This is a genomic window from Rhodovulum tesquicola, assembly GCF_024128855.1.
GTDB classification, from domain to species: domain Bacteria; phylum Pseudomonadota; class Alphaproteobacteria; order Rhodobacterales; family Rhodobacteraceae; genus Rhodovulum; species Rhodovulum tesquicola.
Window position 1 is genome coordinate 16,886 of the sequence record NZ_JAMYDV010000019.1, and the last position, 16,904, is coordinate 33,789.

The 16,904-nt window shown below is 67.5% G+C and carries 14 protein-coding genes; 7 read left to right on the top strand and 7 right to left on the bottom strand.

Annotated elements, in window-relative coordinates:
* Window positions 1-156 precede the first annotated feature (156 nt).
* Genes NHN26_RS13920 through NHN26_RS13940 form a run of 5 tightly spaced genes read left to right on the top strand, consistent with a single transcriptional unit; the run spans window position 157 to window position 5,976 of the window.
* Window positions 157-1,176: a BMP family protein gene (locus tag NHN26_RS13920; protein WP_253090038.1), complete on the top strand. Its 1,020-nt coding sequence runs from the start codon at window positions 157-159 to the stop codon at window positions 1,174-1,176.
* Window positions 1,176-2,702, top strand: a complete 1,527-nt coding sequence (locus tag NHN26_RS13925) for an ABC transporter ATP-binding protein (protein WP_253090010.1) — start codon at window positions 1,176-1,178, stop codon at window positions 2,700-2,702. Before NHN26_RS13920 ends, NHN26_RS13925 begins: the two co-directional genes overlap by 1 nt.
* A complete protein-coding gene (locus tag NHN26_RS13930; RefSeq protein ID WP_132695933.1) occupies window positions 2,692-3,738 on the top strand; it encodes an ABC transporter permease in 1,047 nt (348 codons plus the stop codon). The genes NHN26_RS13925 and NHN26_RS13930 overlap by 11 nt, the downstream gene beginning before the upstream one ends.
* The gene (locus NHN26_RS13935) at window positions 3,738-4,682 is read left to right on the top strand and encodes an ABC transporter permease (RefSeq protein ID WP_253090011.1); all 945 of its coding nucleotides are present in this window, start codon (window positions 3,738-3,740) and stop codon (window positions 4,680-4,682) included. Before NHN26_RS13930 ends, NHN26_RS13935 begins: the two co-directional genes overlap by 1 nt.
* A gap of 1 nt (window position 4,683) precedes the next feature.
* Window positions 4,684-5,976, top strand: a complete 1,293-nt coding sequence (locus NHN26_RS13940; protein WP_253090012.1) for an amidohydrolase family protein — start codon at window positions 4,684-4,686, stop codon at window positions 5,974-5,976.
* A gap of 65 nt (window positions 5,977-6,041) precedes the next feature.
* Here NHN26_RS13940 and NHN26_RS13945 read toward each other — a convergent pair whose 3' ends face one another.
* The 6 genes from NHN26_RS13945 to NHN26_RS13970 all read right to left on the bottom strand — a co-directional run bounded on the left by NHN26_RS13945 (window position 6,042) and on the right by NHN26_RS13970 (window position 11,953).
* Window positions 6,042-6,452, bottom strand: a complete 411-nt coding sequence (locus NHN26_RS13945; RefSeq protein WP_253090013.1) for a F0F1 ATP synthase subunit epsilon — start codon at window positions 6,450-6,452, stop codon at window positions 6,042-6,044.
* A 55-nt stretch (window positions 6,453-6,507) separates the two neighbouring features.
* Window positions 6,508-7,932: a F0F1 ATP synthase subunit beta gene (gene atpD, locus NHN26_RS13950; RefSeq protein ID WP_253090014.1), complete on the bottom strand. Its 1,425-nt coding sequence runs from the start codon at window positions 7,930-7,932 to the stop codon at window positions 6,508-6,510.
* An 18-nt stretch (window positions 7,933-7,950) separates the two neighbouring features.
* Window positions 7,951-8,820, bottom strand: a complete 870-nt coding sequence (locus tag NHN26_RS13955) for a F0F1 ATP synthase subunit gamma (protein WP_253090015.1) — start codon at window positions 8,818-8,820, stop codon at window positions 7,951-7,953.
* Window positions 8,821-8,842: 22 nt separating this feature from the next.
* Window positions 8,843-10,381 (bottom strand): F0F1 ATP synthase subunit alpha, encoded by a 1,539-nt coding sequence (gene atpA, locus NHN26_RS13960; protein ID WP_253090016.1) that lies wholly within the window; start codon window positions 10,379-10,381, stop codon window positions 8,843-8,845.
* Complete coding sequence (locus NHN26_RS13965; RefSeq protein ID WP_253090017.1) at window positions 10,382-10,942, bottom strand: F0F1 ATP synthase subunit delta; 561 nt, start codon at window positions 10,940-10,942, stop codon at window positions 10,382-10,384.
* Window positions 10,943-11,206: 264 nt separating this feature from the next.
* Window positions 11,207-11,953 carry a class I SAM-dependent methyltransferase gene (locus NHN26_RS13970; RefSeq protein ID WP_253090018.1) on the bottom strand — a complete coding sequence of 249 codons (747 nt, stop codon included), beginning with the start codon at window positions 11,951-11,953 and terminating at the stop codon, window positions 11,207-11,209.
* A gap of 66 nt (window positions 11,954-12,019) precedes the next feature.
* Here NHN26_RS13970 and gloB point away from each other — a divergent pair, with 66 nt between their 5' ends.
* Together gloB and clpA are read left to right on the top strand one after the other, a co-directional pair.
* Window positions 12,020-12,787, top strand: coding sequence for a hydroxyacylglutathione hydrolase (gene gloB, locus NHN26_RS13975; protein ID WP_253090019.1), 768 nt, complete (start codon window positions 12,020-12,022; stop codon window positions 12,785-12,787).
* A 165-nt stretch (window positions 12,788-12,952) separates the two neighbouring features.
* Window positions 12,953-15,283 (top strand): ATP-dependent Clp protease ATP-binding subunit ClpA, encoded by a 2,331-nt coding sequence (gene clpA, locus NHN26_RS13980; protein WP_253090020.1) that lies wholly within the window; start codon window positions 12,953-12,955, stop codon window positions 15,281-15,283.
* Between the two features lie 85 nt (window positions 15,284-15,368).
* Here the strand turns inward: clpA and NHN26_RS13985 are convergent, their stop codons facing one another.
* A complete protein-coding gene (locus NHN26_RS13985) occupies window positions 15,369-16,904 on the bottom strand; it encodes a peptidoglycan -binding protein (protein ID WP_253090021.1) in 1,536 nt (511 codons plus the stop codon).

The following is a 16,904-nucleotide window of genomic DNA, read 5'->3' on the forward strand; positions in this document are numbered from 1 at the left end:
AAATGTGCGCGCTTGCGCCCGTTGCCCGGCGCACGGGCGATCTTCCCTTGCTTGCGCGTGCATGCCAGTCTGGATCGTGCCAAATGATCGAAAAGCGGCCCTTGATCGAGGGCGAGTGACCACGGAAGGACAAAGGTGTTCGAAATGGCTGCCAGAATGACCGACAGGATCGACATTGCCCGGCGCAGGCTGTTGCTGGGCGCAGGGGGGGCTGCTGCCGCCGCGGGGCTGGGGCTGGCGCCGGGGCGGCTGTTCGCGCAGGAGCCGATCAGCGTCGCGGGCATCTATACGGTGCCGGTGGAACAGCAATGGGTCAGCCGCATCCATGTCGCGGCCGAGGCGGCGAAGGCGGCGGGCCAGGTCAGCTATGTCTTCAGCGAGAACACCTCGAACACCGATTACCCGCGCGTGATGCGCGAATATGCCGAGCGCGGCGTCAAGCTGATCATCGGCGAGATCTTCGGGGTGGAACAGGAAGCGCGCGAGGTGGTGCTGGACTATCCCGAGACCGCGTTCCTGCTGGGCTCGTCCTTCCTGGACGATCCGGCCTATCCCAACCTCGCGGTGTTCGACAACTACATCCAGGACGCCAGCTACCTGTCGGGCATCATCGCGGGGGCGATGACGCAGACCGGCAATATCGGCATGGTCGGCGGCTTCCCGATCCCCGAGGTCAACCGGCTGATGCATGCCTTCATGGCGGGTGTGCGCGAGACGCGGGCGGATGCGCGGTTCCAGGTCAGCTTCATCGGGTCGTGGTTCGATCCGCCCAAGGCCAAGGAGACGGCGTTCGCGATGATCGAGGCGGGGGCGGATCTGCTCTATGCCGAACGCTTCGGCGTGTCGGATGCCGCGAAGGAACGCGGCGTGCTGGCCATCGGCAACGTGATCGACACGCAGGCCGATTATCCCGAGACGGTCGTCGCCTCGGCGCTGTGGCATTTCGAGCCGACCTTGCAGGCGGCACTCGCCCGGGTGGCGGAGGGGACCTTCGAGGCGGCGAATTACGGGGTCTATTCCTACATGAAGGAAGGCGGCTGTTCGCTGGCGCCCCTGGGCACCTTCGAGGGCAAGGTGCCGCAAGCCGCACTCGATCTGGTAGCCGAACGGGAGGCGGCGATCCGGGCGGGCAGCTTCGAGGTCGCGATCGACGACAGCGAGCCCAGATCCGCCTGATGGGGACGCGCGAGGTCGTCCTGCGCCTTGAGGGGATCACCAAGAGGTTCGGGAAGCTTGCCGCGAACGACGATGTCGGCTTCGCCCTGCACAGGGGCGAAGTCCTTGCGCTTCTGGGGGAAAACGGCGCGGGCAAGACCACGCTGATGAACATCCTGTTCGGCCATTACACGGCCGATGCGGGCATCGTAGAGGTGTTCGGCAAGGCGCTGCCGCCCGGTGCGCCCGGCGCGGCGCTGGCGGCGGGCGTGGGCATGGTGCATCAGCATTTCACGCTGGCGGGTAACCTGACGGTGCTGGAGAATATCCTTCTGGGCACGCGGCCGCTTTTCGGGCTGGGCCTCGGGCGGGCGGCGGCGCGGGCGCGGGTCGAGCAATTGTCCCGCGATTTCGGGCTGTCGGTGCACCCGGATGCCAAGGTGCGCAGCCTGTCGGTGGGCGAACGCCAGCGGGTCGAGATCCTGAAGGCGCTGTATCGCGAGGCGCGCATCCTGATCCTGGACGAACCCACCGCCGTTCTGACGCCGCAGGAAAGCGACGCGCTGTTCGCGACGCTGAAAAAGGCGGTGGCGCTGGGGCTGTCGATCATCTTCATCTCGCACAAGCTGCATGAGGTGATGGCGGTGTCGGACCGGGTGGTGGTGCTGCGTCATGGCAAGGTGGCGGGCGAGGTGGCGACGGCGGATACCGACCGGCACCGGCTGGCCGAACTGATGGTGGGCGCCGAGGTCGCCCTGCCCCATCCCGCGCCGGGCCGGGCGGGCGAAACGCTGATGGAACTGCGCGATGTCTCGACCCCGTCCGAGGGCAACCGCACGGGGCTGAGGCGGGTGTCGCTTGCGCTCAGGGCCGGGCAGATCACCGGGCTGGCGGGGGTGTCGGGCAATGGGCAGGGGGCGCTGGCCGATCTGGTTTCGGGGCTGATCGCGCCCGCAAGCGGGGCGTTGCTGGTGGCCGGTGCGGCGGTCGGCGGATGGAACCCGCGCGCGGCGCTGGATGCTGGCGTGGGCCGCATCCCCGAGGATCGCCACGCGACCGGGTCCATCGCCGATTTCACCCTGACCGAGAACGCGGTGCTGGAGGGCTATGCGCGGGCCCCCTTCGCCCGGGCGGGCTGGATGGACTGGCGCCGCGCGCGCGGCCATGCCGAGGCGATCATCGCGAAATACGATATCCGCTGTCCCGGCCCCGAGGCGCGCATTCGGCTGCTGTCGGGGGGGAACATGCAGAAGCTGATCCTGGGCCGCGCGCTGGAGGCCGGACCGAAGATCATCCTGGCAAACCAGCCGGTGCGGGGCCTCGATATCGGCGCGCTGACCTATGTGCAGGAATGCCTGATCGCGGCGCGGGATGCGGGGGCCGCCGTCTTGCTGATCTCCGAGGATCTGGACGAGATCCGGGTTCTGTCGGACGTGATCCATGTGATCTCGGCGGGCCGTCTGTCGCCGCCCTTTGCGCGGGGGTCGAAGACGGTTGCGGAACTGGGCGTCTGGATGGCCGGACAGGGGTTTGCCGATGCGGCTTGAACCTGTGGCCGATCCGGGCCTTGTGCGGCTGATCGGCCTGCCTGCGCTGGCGCTGGCGGGCATGGTCGGGGTGGCCTCGGTGCTGGCGATGCTGGCTGGCGCGAACCCGTTTGCGGTGCTGGGGCTGATCGTGCAGGGCGCGGCGGGGTCGAAATTCGCGGCCCTTGAAACGCTGAACCGGGCGACGCCGCTGATCTTTACCGGGCTGGCCGTGGCCGTCGCGTTCCGGGCGAAGCTGTGGAATATCGGCGCCGAGGCGCAGCTTTACGCGGGCGCGCTGATGACGGTGCTGATCGGCACGCAGCTGGGCCTGCCGGGCACGCTGGCCCTGCCGCTGATGGCGGGGGCGGCGATCCTGACCGGCGGGCTGGTGCTGCTGGGGCCGGTCCTGCTGAAGGTGCGGCTGGGGGTGGACGAGGTGGTGACCACGCTGCTGTTCAACTTCATCATGCTTCTGTTCGTCTCGATGCTGCTGGAAGGGCCGCTGAAGGACCCGATGGGGATGGGCTGGCCGAAATCCGAGGCCCTGCCCCGCGATGCCCGCCTGCCCCGGATCGTGGATGGGCTGCGGCTGCATTGGGGGTTCGGGCTGGCGCTGATCTCGGCGGTGCTGGTCTGGGTGATCCAGGTCAGGACGACGCTGGGCTATGAAATCCGCGCGGTCGGCCAGAACCCGCAGGCGGCGCGGTTCGCAGGAATCCCGGTGGGGCGCGTGATGGTCAAGACGGCGCTGCTGTCGGGCGGGCTGGCGGCGATGGCCGGGTTTTCAGAGGTGGCGGGGCTGAAGGGCAGCCTGACGCTCGATCTGAGCCCGGGCTTTGGCTATACGGGCATCGTGGTCGCCATGCTGGCGCTGCTGCATCCGCTGGGCGTCGTGGTCTCGGCGATCTTCGTGGCGGGGGTTTTCGTCGGGGCGAACTCGATGAGCCGGGCGGCCGAGGTGCCCACCTATATCGCCGATATCTCGGTCGCCACGGCGCTGCTGTTCATGGTGCTGGCGATCCTGCTGACGCGGTTCCGCGTGGTGAGGGGCTGATGGAGATCTTCGACATCCTGCTGTCGGCGAGCTTCTGGGCGGCGGTTCTGCGCATCGCCTCGCCGCTGATCCTTGCCACGATGGGGGAGCTGATCTGCGAACGCGCCGGCGTGCTGAATCTCGGCATCGAGGGGATCATGGTCTTCGGCGCGTTTGCGGGCTGGATGGCGGTCTATGCGGGGCTGGGGCTGTGGCCCGGGGTGCTGGTGGCCTTTGCCGCGGGGGCGATGTTCGGGCTGGTCCATGCCACGCTGACGGTGCCCTTCGGGTTATCGCAGCATGTGGTGGGGCTGGGGATCACGCTGCTGGCGACCTCATCGGCCTATTACGCCTATCGGCTGGCGCTGCCGCAGGTGACCAGCCCGCCGCGGATCACGCCATTCCAGCCGCTGGAGATTCCGGTGCTGTCGGATATCCCCTTCCTTGGCCCTGCGCTGTTTTCGCAGACGCCGCTGACCTATCTGGCCTTTGCCAGTGTCGCGGTGGTGGCGCTGGTGCTTTTCCGCACGCCGCTGGGCCTTGCGCTGCGGGCAGCGGGCGAGAACCCTTCGGCGGTCGAGGCGCAGGGGCTGTCGGTGACGGCGATCCGGATGGGGGCGGTGATGGTCGGCTCGGGGCTGATGGCGGTGGGAGGCGCGTTCCTGACCATGTCGGCCTTCGATTCCTTCTTTTTCGAGATGGTGAACGGGCGGGGCTGGATCTGCATCGCGCTGGTGGTGTTCGGGGCCTGGATGCCGGGCAAGGCGCTGCTGGGGGCGGTCCTGTTCGCGGCCTTCGACGCGTTGCAGATCCGGATGCAGCAGACGCCGCTGGGCGCGGAGATTCCCTATCAGGTGTTCCTGATGGTGCCTTACGTCCTGTCGATCCTCGCGCTGGTGCTGATGTCGCGCCGGGCCGAGGTGCCCGCGGCGCTTATGGTGCCCTATAATCGCGGAGAACGCTGACATGGCCGAGTTCGATATCCTGATCCGGGGCGGCACCCTGACAGACGGGCGCGTGGCCGATATCGGCACGCGCGGCGACCGGATCGCGGCGGTGGGCGATCTGGCGGGGTCCACGGCGGGCCGGGTGATCGAGGCCGCGGGCGATCTGGTCAGCCCGCCCTTCGTCGATCCGCATTTCCATCTGGACGCGACGCTGAGCTATGGCACGCCGCGGATCAACGCCTCGGGCACGCTTTTGGAGGGGATCGCGCTGTGGGGGGAGTTGAAGGCGCAGGCCACGGTCGAGGAGATGGTGGACCGGGCGCTTTCCTATTGCGACTGGGCGGTGAGCATGGGCCTTCTGGCGATCCGCAGCCATGTCGACACCTGCGACGATGCGCTGAAGGGGGTTGAGGCGCTGCTGCATGTGCGGGACCGGGTGAAACCCTGGCTCGACCTGCAACTGGTGGCCTTCCCGCAGGACGGGTTCTTTCGTGACCCGACGGCGCAGGCCAACACGATCCGCGCGCTGGACATGGGCGTGGAGGTGGTGGGCGGCATCCCGCATTTCGAGCGCAGTATGGAGGAAGGGCGTGCTTCGGTCCGGGCGCTATGCGAGATCGCGGCGGAGCGCGGGCTGCTGGTCGACATGCATTGCGACGAGACCGACGATCCACTGTCGCGCCATATCGAGACGCTGGCCTTCGAGACCCAGAGGCTGGGGTTGCAGGGCCGGGTGGCGGGCAGTCACCTGACCTCGATGCATTCGATGGACAATTACTATGTCTCGAAGCTCTTGCCGCTGATGGCCGAGGCGGGGCTTGCCGCGATCCCCAACCCGCTGATCAATATCGTCCTGCAAGGCCGCCACGACACCTATCCCAAGCGGCGGGGCCTGACGCGGGTCAAGGAGATGCAGGCCCATGGCATCACGGTCGGCTGGGGGCAGGATTGCGTGCGCGATCCGTGGTACAGCCTCGGCACGGCGGACATGCTGGACGTGGCCTTCATGGGGCTGCATGTGGCGCAGATGACCGCGCCCGAGGAGATGCGGCGCTGTTTCGAGATGGTGACGGTCGAGAACGCGAGGATCCTGCATCTGGAGGGCTATGGCCTGCATGAAGGCGCACTGGCCTCGCTGGTGGTGCTGGATGCGGGCGACCCGGTGGAGGCGATCCGGCTGCGGCCCGACCGGCTGGCGGTGATCGCCAAAGGCCGCGTGGTGGCCGAGAAGGCGCGGAACGACAGTCGGCTGGCGCTGGATGGGCGGCCCGCAAGTGTGCGGCGGCGGCATCGGCCCAGGGCGGCGGGCTGAGAGGCCCCGGAAACGGCAAAGGCCCCGCCGGGGCGGGGCCTTGTCGGATGGACGGCTGCGCCCTGTCAGTTCTTCGGCTCGAAGCCCATGCGCGAGCCCATCGCCACCATGTCGGCCAGCATCTTGGCCGAGGCGTCCACGATCTCGGCCTTGGCCTCGCGATGCGCGGCGCGGGCGGCGGCGATCATCTCCTCGATCATTTCCTGCGTGACCTCCTCGACCGCATGCGAGCGTTCGGCCAGCACGGTGGCGCGGTCGGAGGTGATCTCGGCGAAACCGCCGGTGACGATGTATTTCTGGCTGCCCTTCTCGGTAAAGACTTCGAGCACGCCGGGGCGCAGGGTGGTGATCATCGGCGCGTGCTTGGGCAGCGCGGTCAGATCGCCCTCGAAACCCGGAATGACGACCTGAAGGGCGCGCTCCGAGGCGACGCGGCGCTCGGGCGCGACGAGGTCGAATTGCAGCGTGTCGGCCATGATGCCTCCTTGGAAAACGCGCGCCGGGCGGGATCACCCGGCGCCTTGTGCCCGGTCAGGCGGCTTCGGCCGCCATCTTCTCGGCCTTGGCGATCACCTCGTCGATGCCGCCCACCATGTAGAAGGCAGCCTCGGGCAGGTGGTCGAACTCGCCCGCCACGACGCGCTTGAAGCTGTCGATGGTCTTTTCCAGCGGCACCTGGATGCCGTCGGAGCCGGTGAACACCTTGGCCACGTCGAAGGGCTGCGACAGGAAGCGCTGGATCTTGCGCGCGCGCGACACGGTCAGCTTGTCCTCTTCGGACAGTTCGTCCATGCCGAGGATCGCGATGATGTCCTGCAGCGACTTGTAGCGTTGCAGGATCCCCTGCACGTCGCGGGCCACCTGGTAATGCTCTTCGCCGACGATCGCCGGATCGAGGATCCGCGACGAGGAGTCGAGCGGGTCCACCGCCGGGTAGATGCCAAGCTCCGAGATCGCGCGCGACAGCACGGTCGTGGCGTCGAGGTGGGCGAAGGTGGTGGCGGGCGCGGGGTCGGTCAGGTCGTCCGCGGGAACGTAGACGGCCTGGATCGAGGTGATCGATCCCGCCTTGGTCGAGGTGATGCGTTCCTGCATCTGGCCCATGTCGGTGGCCAGCGTCGGCTGGTAGCCCACCGCCGAGGGGATGCGGCCCAGAAGCGCCGACACCTCGGACCCCGCCTGGGTAAAGCGGAAGATGTTGTCGACGAAGAACAGCACGTCGGTCCCGGACTGGTCGCGGAACTGTTCGGCCAGCGTCAGGCCGGTCAGCGCGACGCGGGCGCGCGCGCCGGGCGGCTCGTTCATCTGGCCATAGACCAGCGCCACCTTGGATTCCGACAGGTTGTCGATCTTGATGACTTCGGAATCCATCATCTCGTGGTAGAGGTCGTTGCCCTCACGGGTCCGCTCGCCCACCCCGGCGAACACGGAATAGCCCGAGTGCACCTTGGCGATGTTGTTGATCAGTTCCATGATGAGCACGGTCTTGCCCACCCCGGCACCGCCGAAGAGGCCCACCTTGCCGCCCTTGGAATAGGGCGCGAGCAGGTCGATGACCTTGATGCCGGTCACGAGGATGTCGGACGAGGTCGCCTGTTCGGCGAATTCGGGGGCCGGCTGATGGATGGAACGGGTCTCCTTGGCCACGATGGGGCCCTTCTCGTCGATCGGCTCGCCGATGACGTTGAGGATACGCCCGAGCGTGGCATCGCCCACCGGCACCGAGATCGGGCCGCCGGTATCGGTGACGCGGGCGCCGCGCACGAGACCCTCGGTCGCGTCCATGGCGATGGTGCGCACGGTGTTCTCGCCAAGGTGCTGGGCCACTTCCAGCACCAGCCGCTTGCCGTTGTTGTCGGTTTCCAGCGCGTTCAGAATTTCGGGCAGGTGGGCCTCGAACTGCACGTCGACGACGGCGCCGATCACCTGGGTGATTTTGCCTACAGCGTTTGCCATTGCGTTTCTCCGGTTCCGCTAGAGCGCCTCGGCGCCCGAAATGATTTCGATGAGTTCCTTGGTGATCGCAGCCTGACGCGAGCGGTTGTACACGATGGTCAGCCGGTCGATCATGTCGCCCGCGTTGCGGGTGGCGCTGTCCATGGCCGACATCCGCGCACCCTGTTCCGAGGCGCCGTTCTCCAGAAGCGCGGCAAAGATCTGGGTGGCCACGCCGCGCGGCAGCAGTTCGGCCATGATCTCGCCCTCGGTCGGCTCGAAGCTGTAGATGGTCGAGAACGCCTCGGGCGCGTCGAACACCGCGGGGATGATCTGCTGGGCCGTCGGCTCCTGGCTGATGACCGAGCGGAAGCGGCTGAAGAAGATCGTCGCGACGTCGAATTCCCCGGCCTTGAACCGCTCGATCAGATCGTCGGTGATCTGGCGGGCATTGTCATAGCCGACGCGCTTGACCTCGGACAGGTCGATATGGCCGATCATCAGCGCGGCGAAGTCGCGCTTGAGCTGTTCGCGGCCCTTGCGGCCCACGGTGAGGATCTTGACCGTCTTGCCCTGGCGGACAAGGTCGTTGATCCGGGTCTTGGCCAGACGCACGATCGACGAGTTGAACGCCCCGCACAGGCCGCGCTCGGCGGTCATGACCACCAGCAGGTGCACCTTGTCCGACCCGGTGCCGACCAGCAGCCGGGGCGCGTTGGCGGCCCCGGTGGACGACGCGGCGAGGCCGGACATCACCTTCTGCATCTGCTCGGCATAGGGGCGCGCGCTTTCGGCGGCCTCCTGGGCGCGGCGGAGCTTGGCCGCCGCGACCATCTGCATGGCCTTCGTGATCTTCCGCGTGTTCTTGACGCTTCCGATCCGGTTCTTCAGATCCTTGAGGCTGGGCATCTATCCGATCCTGACCCGCGGCTTAGGCGAAAGTCTTGGCGAATTCGTCGAGCACGCCCTTGATCTTGTCCTCAAGCTCGCCCTTCACCTTGCGGTCGTTGTTGGTGATGTCGTCCAGCAGCGCCTGATGCTTCGAGCGCAGGAAGGTCAGCAGCGCCGCCTCGTACCGGCCGACATCCTTGACCGCGACATTGTCGAGATAGCCATTGGTGCCGGCGAAGATCACGCAGACGATTTCCGCGTTGGTCAGCGGCGAGTATTGCGGCTGCTTCATCAGTTCGGTCAGGCGCGCGCCGCGGTTCAGCAGGCGCTGGGTCGAGGCGTCGAGATCCGAGCCGAACTGCGCGAAGGCCGCCATCTCGCGATATTGCGCCAGCGACAGTTTCACCGGACCGGCGACCGAGGACATCGCCTTGGTCTGGGCCGAGGAGCCGACGCGCGACACCGACAGGCCGGTGTTCACGGCCGGGCGGATGCCCTGGTAGAACAGGTCGGTTTCGAGGAAGATCTGGCCGTCCGTGATCGAGATCACGTTGGTCGGGATATAGGCCGACACGTCGCCCGCCTGGGTCTCGATGATCGGCAGCGCCGTCAGCGAGCCCGCGCCGTGATCCTCGTTCAGCTTGGCCGAACGTTCCAGCAGGCGGGAATGCAGGTAGAACACGTCGCCCGGATAGGCCTCGCGCCCCGGCGGGCGGCGCAGCAGCAGCGACATCTGGCGATAGGCCACGGCCTGTTTCGACAGGTCGTCATAGATCATCAGCGCGTGGCGGCCGTTGTCGCGGAAGAATTCACCGATCGCGGTCGCCGAATAGGGCGCGAGGAACTGCATCGGCGCGGGGTCGGAGGCGGTCGCGGCCACGACGATCGAATAGGCCATGGCGCCGGTCTCTTCCAGCTTCTTGACCAGCTGGGCGACGGTCGAGCGCTTCTGCCCCACGGCGACATAGACGCAGTAGAGCTTCTTGCTCTCGTCGTCGCCGGCGGCCTCGTTATAGGATTTCTGGTTCAGGATCGCGTCGAGCGCGACGGCGGTCTTGCCGGTCTGGCGGTCGCCGATGATGAGTTCGCGCTGGCCGCGGCCGATCGGGATCATGGCGTCGACCGATTTCAGGCCGGTGGCCATGGGTTCATGCACCGATTTGCGCGGGATGATGCCCGGCGCCTTGACGTCGGCGACGCGGCGCTCGGTCGTCGCGATCGGGCCCTTGCCGTCGATCGGGTTGCCCAGCGCGTCGACCACGCGGCCCAGAAGCGCGTCGCCCACCGGCACGTCCACGATCGAGTTCGTGCGCTTGACGGTATCGCCTTCCTTGATGTCGCGGTCAGAGCCGAAGATCACGATGCCGACATTGTCGGTCTCGAGGTTCAGCGCCATGCCGCGGATGCCGCCGGGGAATTCCACCATCTCGCCGGCCTGGACATTGTCGAGGCCGTGGACACGGGCGATCCCGTCGCCGACCGACAGCACGCGGCCCACCTCTGCGACTTCGGCCTGCTGACCGAAGTTCTTGATCTGCTCCTTGAGGATCGCAGAGATCTCAGCTGCTTGGATACCCATTTATCCGACCTCTTTCATGGTGTTCTGGAGAGCACTGAGCCGCGCGCGGATCGAGGTGTCGATCATCTTCGAGCCCAGCTTGACGACGAGGCCGCCGATGAGACGCTCATCGACGGTGGCGTTGATCTTGACGTCCTTGCCGGCATTGGCCTTGAGCGCGGCGGCAAGCTTGGCCTTCTGCGCGTCCGAGAGCGGCCGGGCCGAGACGACATCGGCGCTGATCTCGCCCTTGTACTCGGCGATCTGCGCGCGCAGTTGCGCGATCAGTTGCGGCAGGGCGAAGAGGCGGCGGTTGGACGCCATCAGGCGCATGGTGTTCGAGGTCATCAGACCGATGCCGATGCGCGGCGCGATCGCGGCGATCGCGTTGGATTGCTCGTCGCGCGAATAGATCGGCGAGGCGATCAGGTCGCGGAAATCGGCGCTGTCCTTCAGCACGGCGTCGATCTTGTCGACATCGCCCTCAAGCGCGGCGACGGCATTGGCATCCTTCGCGATCTCGAACAGAGCGGTGGCGTATCGCGCGGCGATGCCGGACGAAATCGAGGCTGGTTCGGACACGTCAACCCTTCCGATGTCTGTGGCCCCTGTGAATGCCGCCTGGGACGGGTGAGGGGCAGATCAAGCGGCGCACCCGGACGGGCACGCTCCGAAATCGGCGTGGGTGTAGCAGAGGCGGGGGAACCTCGCAACCGCCTATAGGGCCTTATTCGCGCGCATGTCACGGTCGCGCCGCGCGGCCCCGTCGGCAAGCGGAATCCGGCGCGCCGGACGCGGCGATCGCGCGCATGCTGCGGGGCGGCGAAACCCGTTGATTGGCTGCGCTCAGGCGGGCTCCGGGCCGCGGGCGGGCAGGCCCTCGAGGATGCGCAGCGGGCGGGTCAGGCCGTCCTTCACGCTCAGCCCGGTCGGGCGGTAGACACGCTTGGTCGCCTCGACGATCAGCACACCGCCCGCGTAATAGGCAGAAATGCGACGTCCGGCATTTTCCCACATGCCCGCGGTCCGGAGCCAGAATCGACGTGCGGTCGGCGGTGCGAACAGGGCGGCGCGATGCGCCTCGGGCTCGAAACCGTGGTGACGCAGCTGCGATTCGAGCTGGCCGTTGGAATAGGGCCGCCCGAACCCGAAGGGCGTGCCGTCGCGCCGCGCCCAGAGCCCCGAGCGGTTCGGCACGACGAACAGCGCCCGCCCGCCGGGGCCGAGCACGCGCGATGCCTCTTCCAGCACGGCGGCCGGGTTCTCCGAGGTTTCCAGACCGTGCAGCAGGATCAGCTTGTCCACGAAGCCGTCGGGCAAGGGCCAGGCGGTCTCTTCGCACAGAACCGAGACATTGTCCTGCCCCGCGGGCCAGGGCATCACCCCCTGCTGGCCCGGCATCAGCGCGATCACCCGGCGCGCGTCCTGGGTGAAGGGCCGCATCAGCGGCACGGCGAAGCCGAAGCCCGCAACCGTCTGGCCCTTGGCCTCGGGCCAGATGTCCACGACCTGGGCGCGGATTGCAGATTGCGCCACGCGCCCCAGATTGGTGCGGTAGTAGAAGTTCCTCAGGTCCAGGACGTCGAGGTGCATTGCGGCGCGTGCTGCCTTCGGGCCAGGGTCACGGGGACCAAGATAGCCATGTGGAGACAGAATGCCATGCCCCTGGAGATCGTGACCGTTCCCTGCCTGAGCGACAATTACGCCTATCTGGCGCATGATCCGGCAACCGGCGCGACGGCGGTGATCGACGCGCCCGAGGCCGGACCCATCGAGGCGGCGCTGGCCGAACGCGGCTGGCGGCTGAGTGATATCCTGATCACGCATCACCATCACGACCATGTGGGCGGCGTCGAGGCGCTGCGCGCAGCCCATGGCGCCCGGGTCACCGGCGCGGCGGCCGATGCGCACCGCCTGCCGCCGCTGGATACCGCCGTGGCGGAGGGCGACCGGGTCGCGATCGGCGGCGAAACGGGGGAGGTGCTGGAGGTTCCGGGGCACACGGTCGGACATATCGCCTATCACTTCGCCGGGTCGGGCGCGGTGTTCACCGCCGACAGCCTGATGGCGCTGGGTTGCGGGCGGCTGTTCGAGGGCACGCCCGAGATGATGTGGGCGAGCCTGTGCAAGCTGGCCGCGCTGCCGCCCGGGACGGAGGTATTCTCGGGCCATGAATACACCGCCGCGAACGGGCGTTTCGCGCAGACCATCGAGCCGGAGAATGCCGCGCTGAAGGCGCGGATGGACGAGATCGCCGCCTTGCGCGCGGCGGGTCGGCCCACCGTGCCCTCGCGGCTGGCCGAAGAACGGGCCACAAACCCGTTCCTGCGCGCGGGGCTTGCCGAGGTGAAGCGCGCCCTGGGGATGGAAAACGCCCCCGACGCGGCGGTCTTTGCCGAGATCCGCGGACGGAAGGACCGCTTCTGAATCCGCGAAGAGTGCCGAAAAACATGGCGTTTCCGGGATGGCGGCCAAGATTTGAACAGAAAAAACTTGAAGCCTGCCCGCAAACACCAAAACTTAACCCTGAGAGGCCAAGGTCGAAGGTGGGTGTCGCCCCCTGTCGACCGCAGGTAGAAAGGAGCGCGTCTCGTGCCTTCGTTTTCGAACACACTCGAGCAAGCCATCCATGCCGCGCTCGCCCTGGCCAATGCCCGACGGCATGAACTGGCCACGCTGGAACATCTTCTTCTGGCCCTGATCGACGAACCGGACGCCGCCAAGGTGATGCGGGCCTGTTCGGTCGATCTGGACGAGCTGCGCAAGACACTGACCGATTTCATCGAGGACGAGCTGTCCACGCTCGTCACCGATATCGAAGGATCCGAGGCGGTGCCGACCGCCGCCTTCCAGCGCGTGATCCAGCGCGCCGCGATCCATGTCCAGAGTTCCGGCCGGACCGAGGTCACCGGGGCCAATGTGCTGGTCGCGATCTTTGCCGAACGGGAGTCGAACGCGGCCTATTTCCTGCAGGAACAGGACATGACGCGCTACGATGCGGTGAATTTCATCGCGCATGGCGTGGCCAAGGACCCGTCCTTCGGCGAGCATCGCCCGGTCACCGGGGCCAGCGATTTCGAGGAAGAGACGCAGCCCTCGGGCCAGTCGGAAGGCACGGAGTCGCGCGAATCCGCCCTTTCGAAATATTGCGTCGACCTGAATGCCAAGGCCCGCAAGGGCGATGTCGACCCGCTGATCGGGCGCGACCATGAAGTGGAACGCTGCATCCAGGTGCTGTGCCGCCGGCGCAAGAACAACCCGCTGCTGGTGGGCGATCCGGGCGTGGGCAAGACCGCCATCGCCGAGGGGCTGGCGCGCAAGATCGTCAAGGGCGAGACGCCCGAGGTGCTGTCGAAATCGACGATCTACTCGCTGGACATGGGGGCGCTGCTGGCCGGCACCCGCTATCGCGGCGATTTCGAGGAACGGCTGAAGGCGGTCGTGAACGAGCTGGAGGACCATCCCGACGCGGTTCTCTTCATCGACGAGATCCACACGGTGATCGGCGCGGGCGCCACCAGCGGCGGGGCGATGGACGCCTCGAACCTGCTGAAACCGGCGCTTCAGGGCGGCAAGCTGCGCTGCATGGGGAGCACGACCTACAAGGAGTTCCGCCAGCATTTCGAGAAGGACCGCGCGCTGTCGCGCCGGTTCCAGAAGATCGACGTGAACGAGCCCTCGGTCGAGGACGCGGTCAAGATCCTCAAGGGCATCAAGCCCTATTTCGAGGATCATCACGACGTGAAATACACCTCGGACGCGATCCGCAGCGCGGTCGAGCTGTCCGCGCGCTACATCCATGACCGCAAGCTGCCCGACAAGGCGATCGACGTGATCGACGAGGCGGGCGCGGCCCAGCATCTGCTGGCCGAGAGCAAGCGGCGCAAGACCATCGGCACCAAGGAGATCGAGGCCGTGGTGGCCAAGATCGCCCGCATCCCGCCGAAGAATGTCAGCAAGGACGACGCCAAGGTGCTGAAGGATCTGGAGACCACGCTCAAGCGGGTGGTCTTTGGCCAGGACAAGGCGATCGAGGCGCTGGCCTCGGCGATCAAGCTGGCCCGCGCGGGCTTGCGCGAACCCGAGAAACCCATCGGCAACTACCTGTTCGCCGGGCCCACGGGCGTCGGCAAGACCGAGGTGGCCAAGCAGCTGGCCTCGACGCTGGGTGTGGAACTGCTGCGCTTCGACATGTCGGAATACATGGAGAAGCATGCGGTCAGCCGCCTGATCGGCGCACCGCCCGGCTATGTCGGTTTCGACCAGGGCGGGCTGCTGACCGACGGGGTCGACCAGAACCCGCATTGCGTGCTGCTGCTCGACGAGATCGAGAAGGCGCATCCGGATGTGTTCAACATCCTGCTGCAGGTGATGGACCACGGCAAGCTGACCGACCACAATGGCCGCCAGGTCGATTTCCGCAACGTGGTGCTGATCATGACCTCGAACGCGGGTGCGGCGGAACAGGCGAAGGCGGCCATCGGCTTCGGCCGCGAGCGGCGCGAGGGCGAGGATACGGCCGCGATCGAGCGGACCTTCACGCCGGAGTTCCGCAACCGTCTGGACGCGGTCATCAGCTTCCAGCCGCTGCCGCGCGAAACCATCATCCAGGTGGTCGAGAAGTTCGTCCTGCAGCTTGAGGCGCAGCTTCTGGATCGCAACGTGACCATCGAACTGACCCAGCCCGCGGCCGAATGGCTGGCCGAGAAGGGCTATGACGACAAGATGGGCGCGCGGCCGCTGGCGCGGGTGATCCAGGAGACGATCAAGAAACCGCTGGCCGAGGAATTGCTGTTCGGCAAGCTGGCCAAGGGCGGCGTCGTCAAGGTCGGCATCAAGGATGGCGAGATCGACCTGCAGATCGAAGAGCCCGAGAAACGCCGGATCGACTCGAAGAAGCCGCCGCTGCTGACGGCGGAGTGATCCCGCGCCCTTGTGGCGATGAAAGACCTGCCCGCGGCCCGACCGGCCGCGGGTTTTTCGTCGGCCGCCCATATGCGGCCTTTTCCTAACGCTCGGTCAGTTTCAGTTCGATCCGCCGGTTCTGGGCGCGCGCCTCGTCGGAGGCGCCTTTGGCCACGGGATGAAACTCGCCGAAGCCGGTCGCGGCCAGACGGTCGGGGGCAAAGCCCAGCTCGTCGATCATGTAGCGCACGACCGAGAGCGCGCGTGCCTGGCTGAGCGCCCAGTTGTCGGCGAACTCCGCCCCCGGGGCAAGCGGCACGTCGTCGGTATGCCCGTCGACGCGAAGGATCCAGTCGATCTCGGCGGGGATGTCGTCGGCCACGTCGCGCAGGATCGTCACGACATTGGCGATCTGCGCCGCGCCATCGGGCGAGAGCTGCGCGCGGGCGGTCTGGAACAGCACCTCCGACGAGAAGACGAAGCGGTCGCCGACGATGCGCACGCCTTCGCGCCCGGCCAGAAGGCGGCGCAACTCTCCGAAGAATTCCGAGCGGTAACTCTCCAGATCCCGCTTTTCCTCGGCCAGCCGCCGCGCCTCTTCCTCCAGCCGGATGCGCTCGGCGGCCTCCAGTTCGGCCCGCGCGCGCTGTTCCGCGGCCGCACGGGCAAGGGCGGCGTTCAGCCGGTTGCCCAGCGTTTCGATCTGCACCTGTGCGGCGGCGTCGCGCTCGTCGGACGCCTCGAGCAGCGTCTGCAAATCCCCCAGTTCGGCCCGGAGTGCGGCCAGTTGCCGGTTCAGGAGGGTCACGCGGCGCTGGCTTTCGGCCGAGGCGGCCTCCTGCTCGGCCAGCGTGCGGTCGGCCTGCGCCAGAAGGGCGGCGCGCCGTTCGGCTTCATCCAGCGTCTCGGCGGCCTGCGCCTCGGCCGCGGCGCGGGCGGCATCGGCGGCGGCCAGCAGCGTCAGCGTGTCTTCGGCCCGCGCGCGTTCGGCCTCGAGCGCGAGGCCCATCGCGGTCAACTCGTCCTCGGCGCCCGCAAGCCGGTCGCGCAGCGCCTGTGCGGCGGCGGCCTCGGCCAGACGGGCGGCCTCTTCCTCTGACAGCTCGGCCTGCAAGGCCGCGACCTCGCCCGCCAGGGCGGCCCGCGCGGCCTCGGTTCCGGCCTGTTCGGTGCGCAGATCGGCGATCAGGGCTTCGAGCGCCTCGCGCCGGGCGGCGGCCAGGCGGGCGGCCTCGGCCTGGGCATCGACCTCGGCGCGGGTCGCGGCGAGGCTTCGGGCGAGCCGTTCCTGCTCGGACAGAAGGTCGGCGCGCTCGACCTGAAGCGTCGCGATCCTTGCCGCCTGCGCCTCGGCCTCGGCCCGCGCCGCGCCCAATGCGCCGGTCAGGGCGCCGACCTCCTGTTCGAGGTCGGCGGCGCGGCTGCGTTCCATCCCGAGCGCGTCGGACAGGGCGGCGATCTCGGCCCCGAGGCGGGACAGTTCGCTGCGCTGGCCGGTGATCGTCTCGCGCAGCATCTCCTGCACGATCATGAAGATCGAGAGCACGAACATCAGCACCAGCAGCAGGGCGGTCATCGCATCGACGAAGCCCGGCCAGATCGAGGCCTGGAACCGGTTGCCGCGCCGGGTCAGGGCCAT

Excerpts from the sequence above, each read along its gene's own strand:
- NHN26_RS13920 (WP_253090038.1), top strand. The coding sequence starts at position 157 with ATGACCGACAGGATCGACATTGCCCGGCGCAGGCTGTTGCTGGGCGCA.
- NHN26_RS13925 (WP_253090010.1), top strand. The coding sequence starts at position 1,176 with ATGGGGACGCGCGAGGTCGTCCTGCGCCTTGAGGGGATCACCAAGAGG.
- NHN26_RS13930 (WP_132695933.1), top strand. The coding sequence starts at position 2,692 with ATGCGGCTTGAACCTGTGGCCGATCCGGGCCTTGTGCGGCTGATCGGC.
- NHN26_RS13935 (WP_253090011.1), top strand. The coding sequence starts at position 3,738 with ATGGAGATCTTCGACATCCTGCTGTCGGCGAGCTTCTGGGCGGCGGTT.
- NHN26_RS13940 (WP_253090012.1), top strand. The coding sequence starts at position 4,684 with ATGGCCGAGTTCGATATCCTGATCCGGGGCGGCACCCTGACAGACGGG.
- NHN26_RS13945 (WP_253090013.1), bottom strand. The coding sequence starts at position 6,452 with ATGGCCGACACGCTGCAATTCGACCTCGTCGCGCCCGAGCGCCGCGTC.
- atpD (WP_253090014.1), bottom strand. The coding sequence starts at position 7,932 with ATGGCAAACGCTGTAGGCAAAATCACCCAGGTGATCGGCGCCGTCGTC.
- NHN26_RS13955 (WP_253090015.1), bottom strand. The coding sequence starts at position 8,820 with ATGCCCAGCCTCAAGGATCTGAAGAACCGGATCGGAAGCGTCAAGAAC.
- atpA (WP_253090016.1), bottom strand. The coding sequence starts at position 10,381 with ATGGGTATCCAAGCAGCTGAGATCTCTGCGATCCTCAAGGAGCAGATC.
- NHN26_RS13970 (WP_253090018.1), bottom strand. The coding sequence starts at position 11,953 with ATGCACCTCGACGTCCTGGACCTGAGGAACTTCTACTACCGCACCAAT.
- gloB (WP_253090019.1), top strand. The coding sequence starts at position 12,020 with ATGCCCCTGGAGATCGTGACCGTTCCCTGCCTGAGCGACAATTACGCC.
- NHN26_RS13985 (WP_253090021.1), bottom strand. The coding sequence starts at position 16,904 with ATGGCCCTGACCCGGCGCGGCAACCGGTTCCAGGCCTCGATCTGGCCG.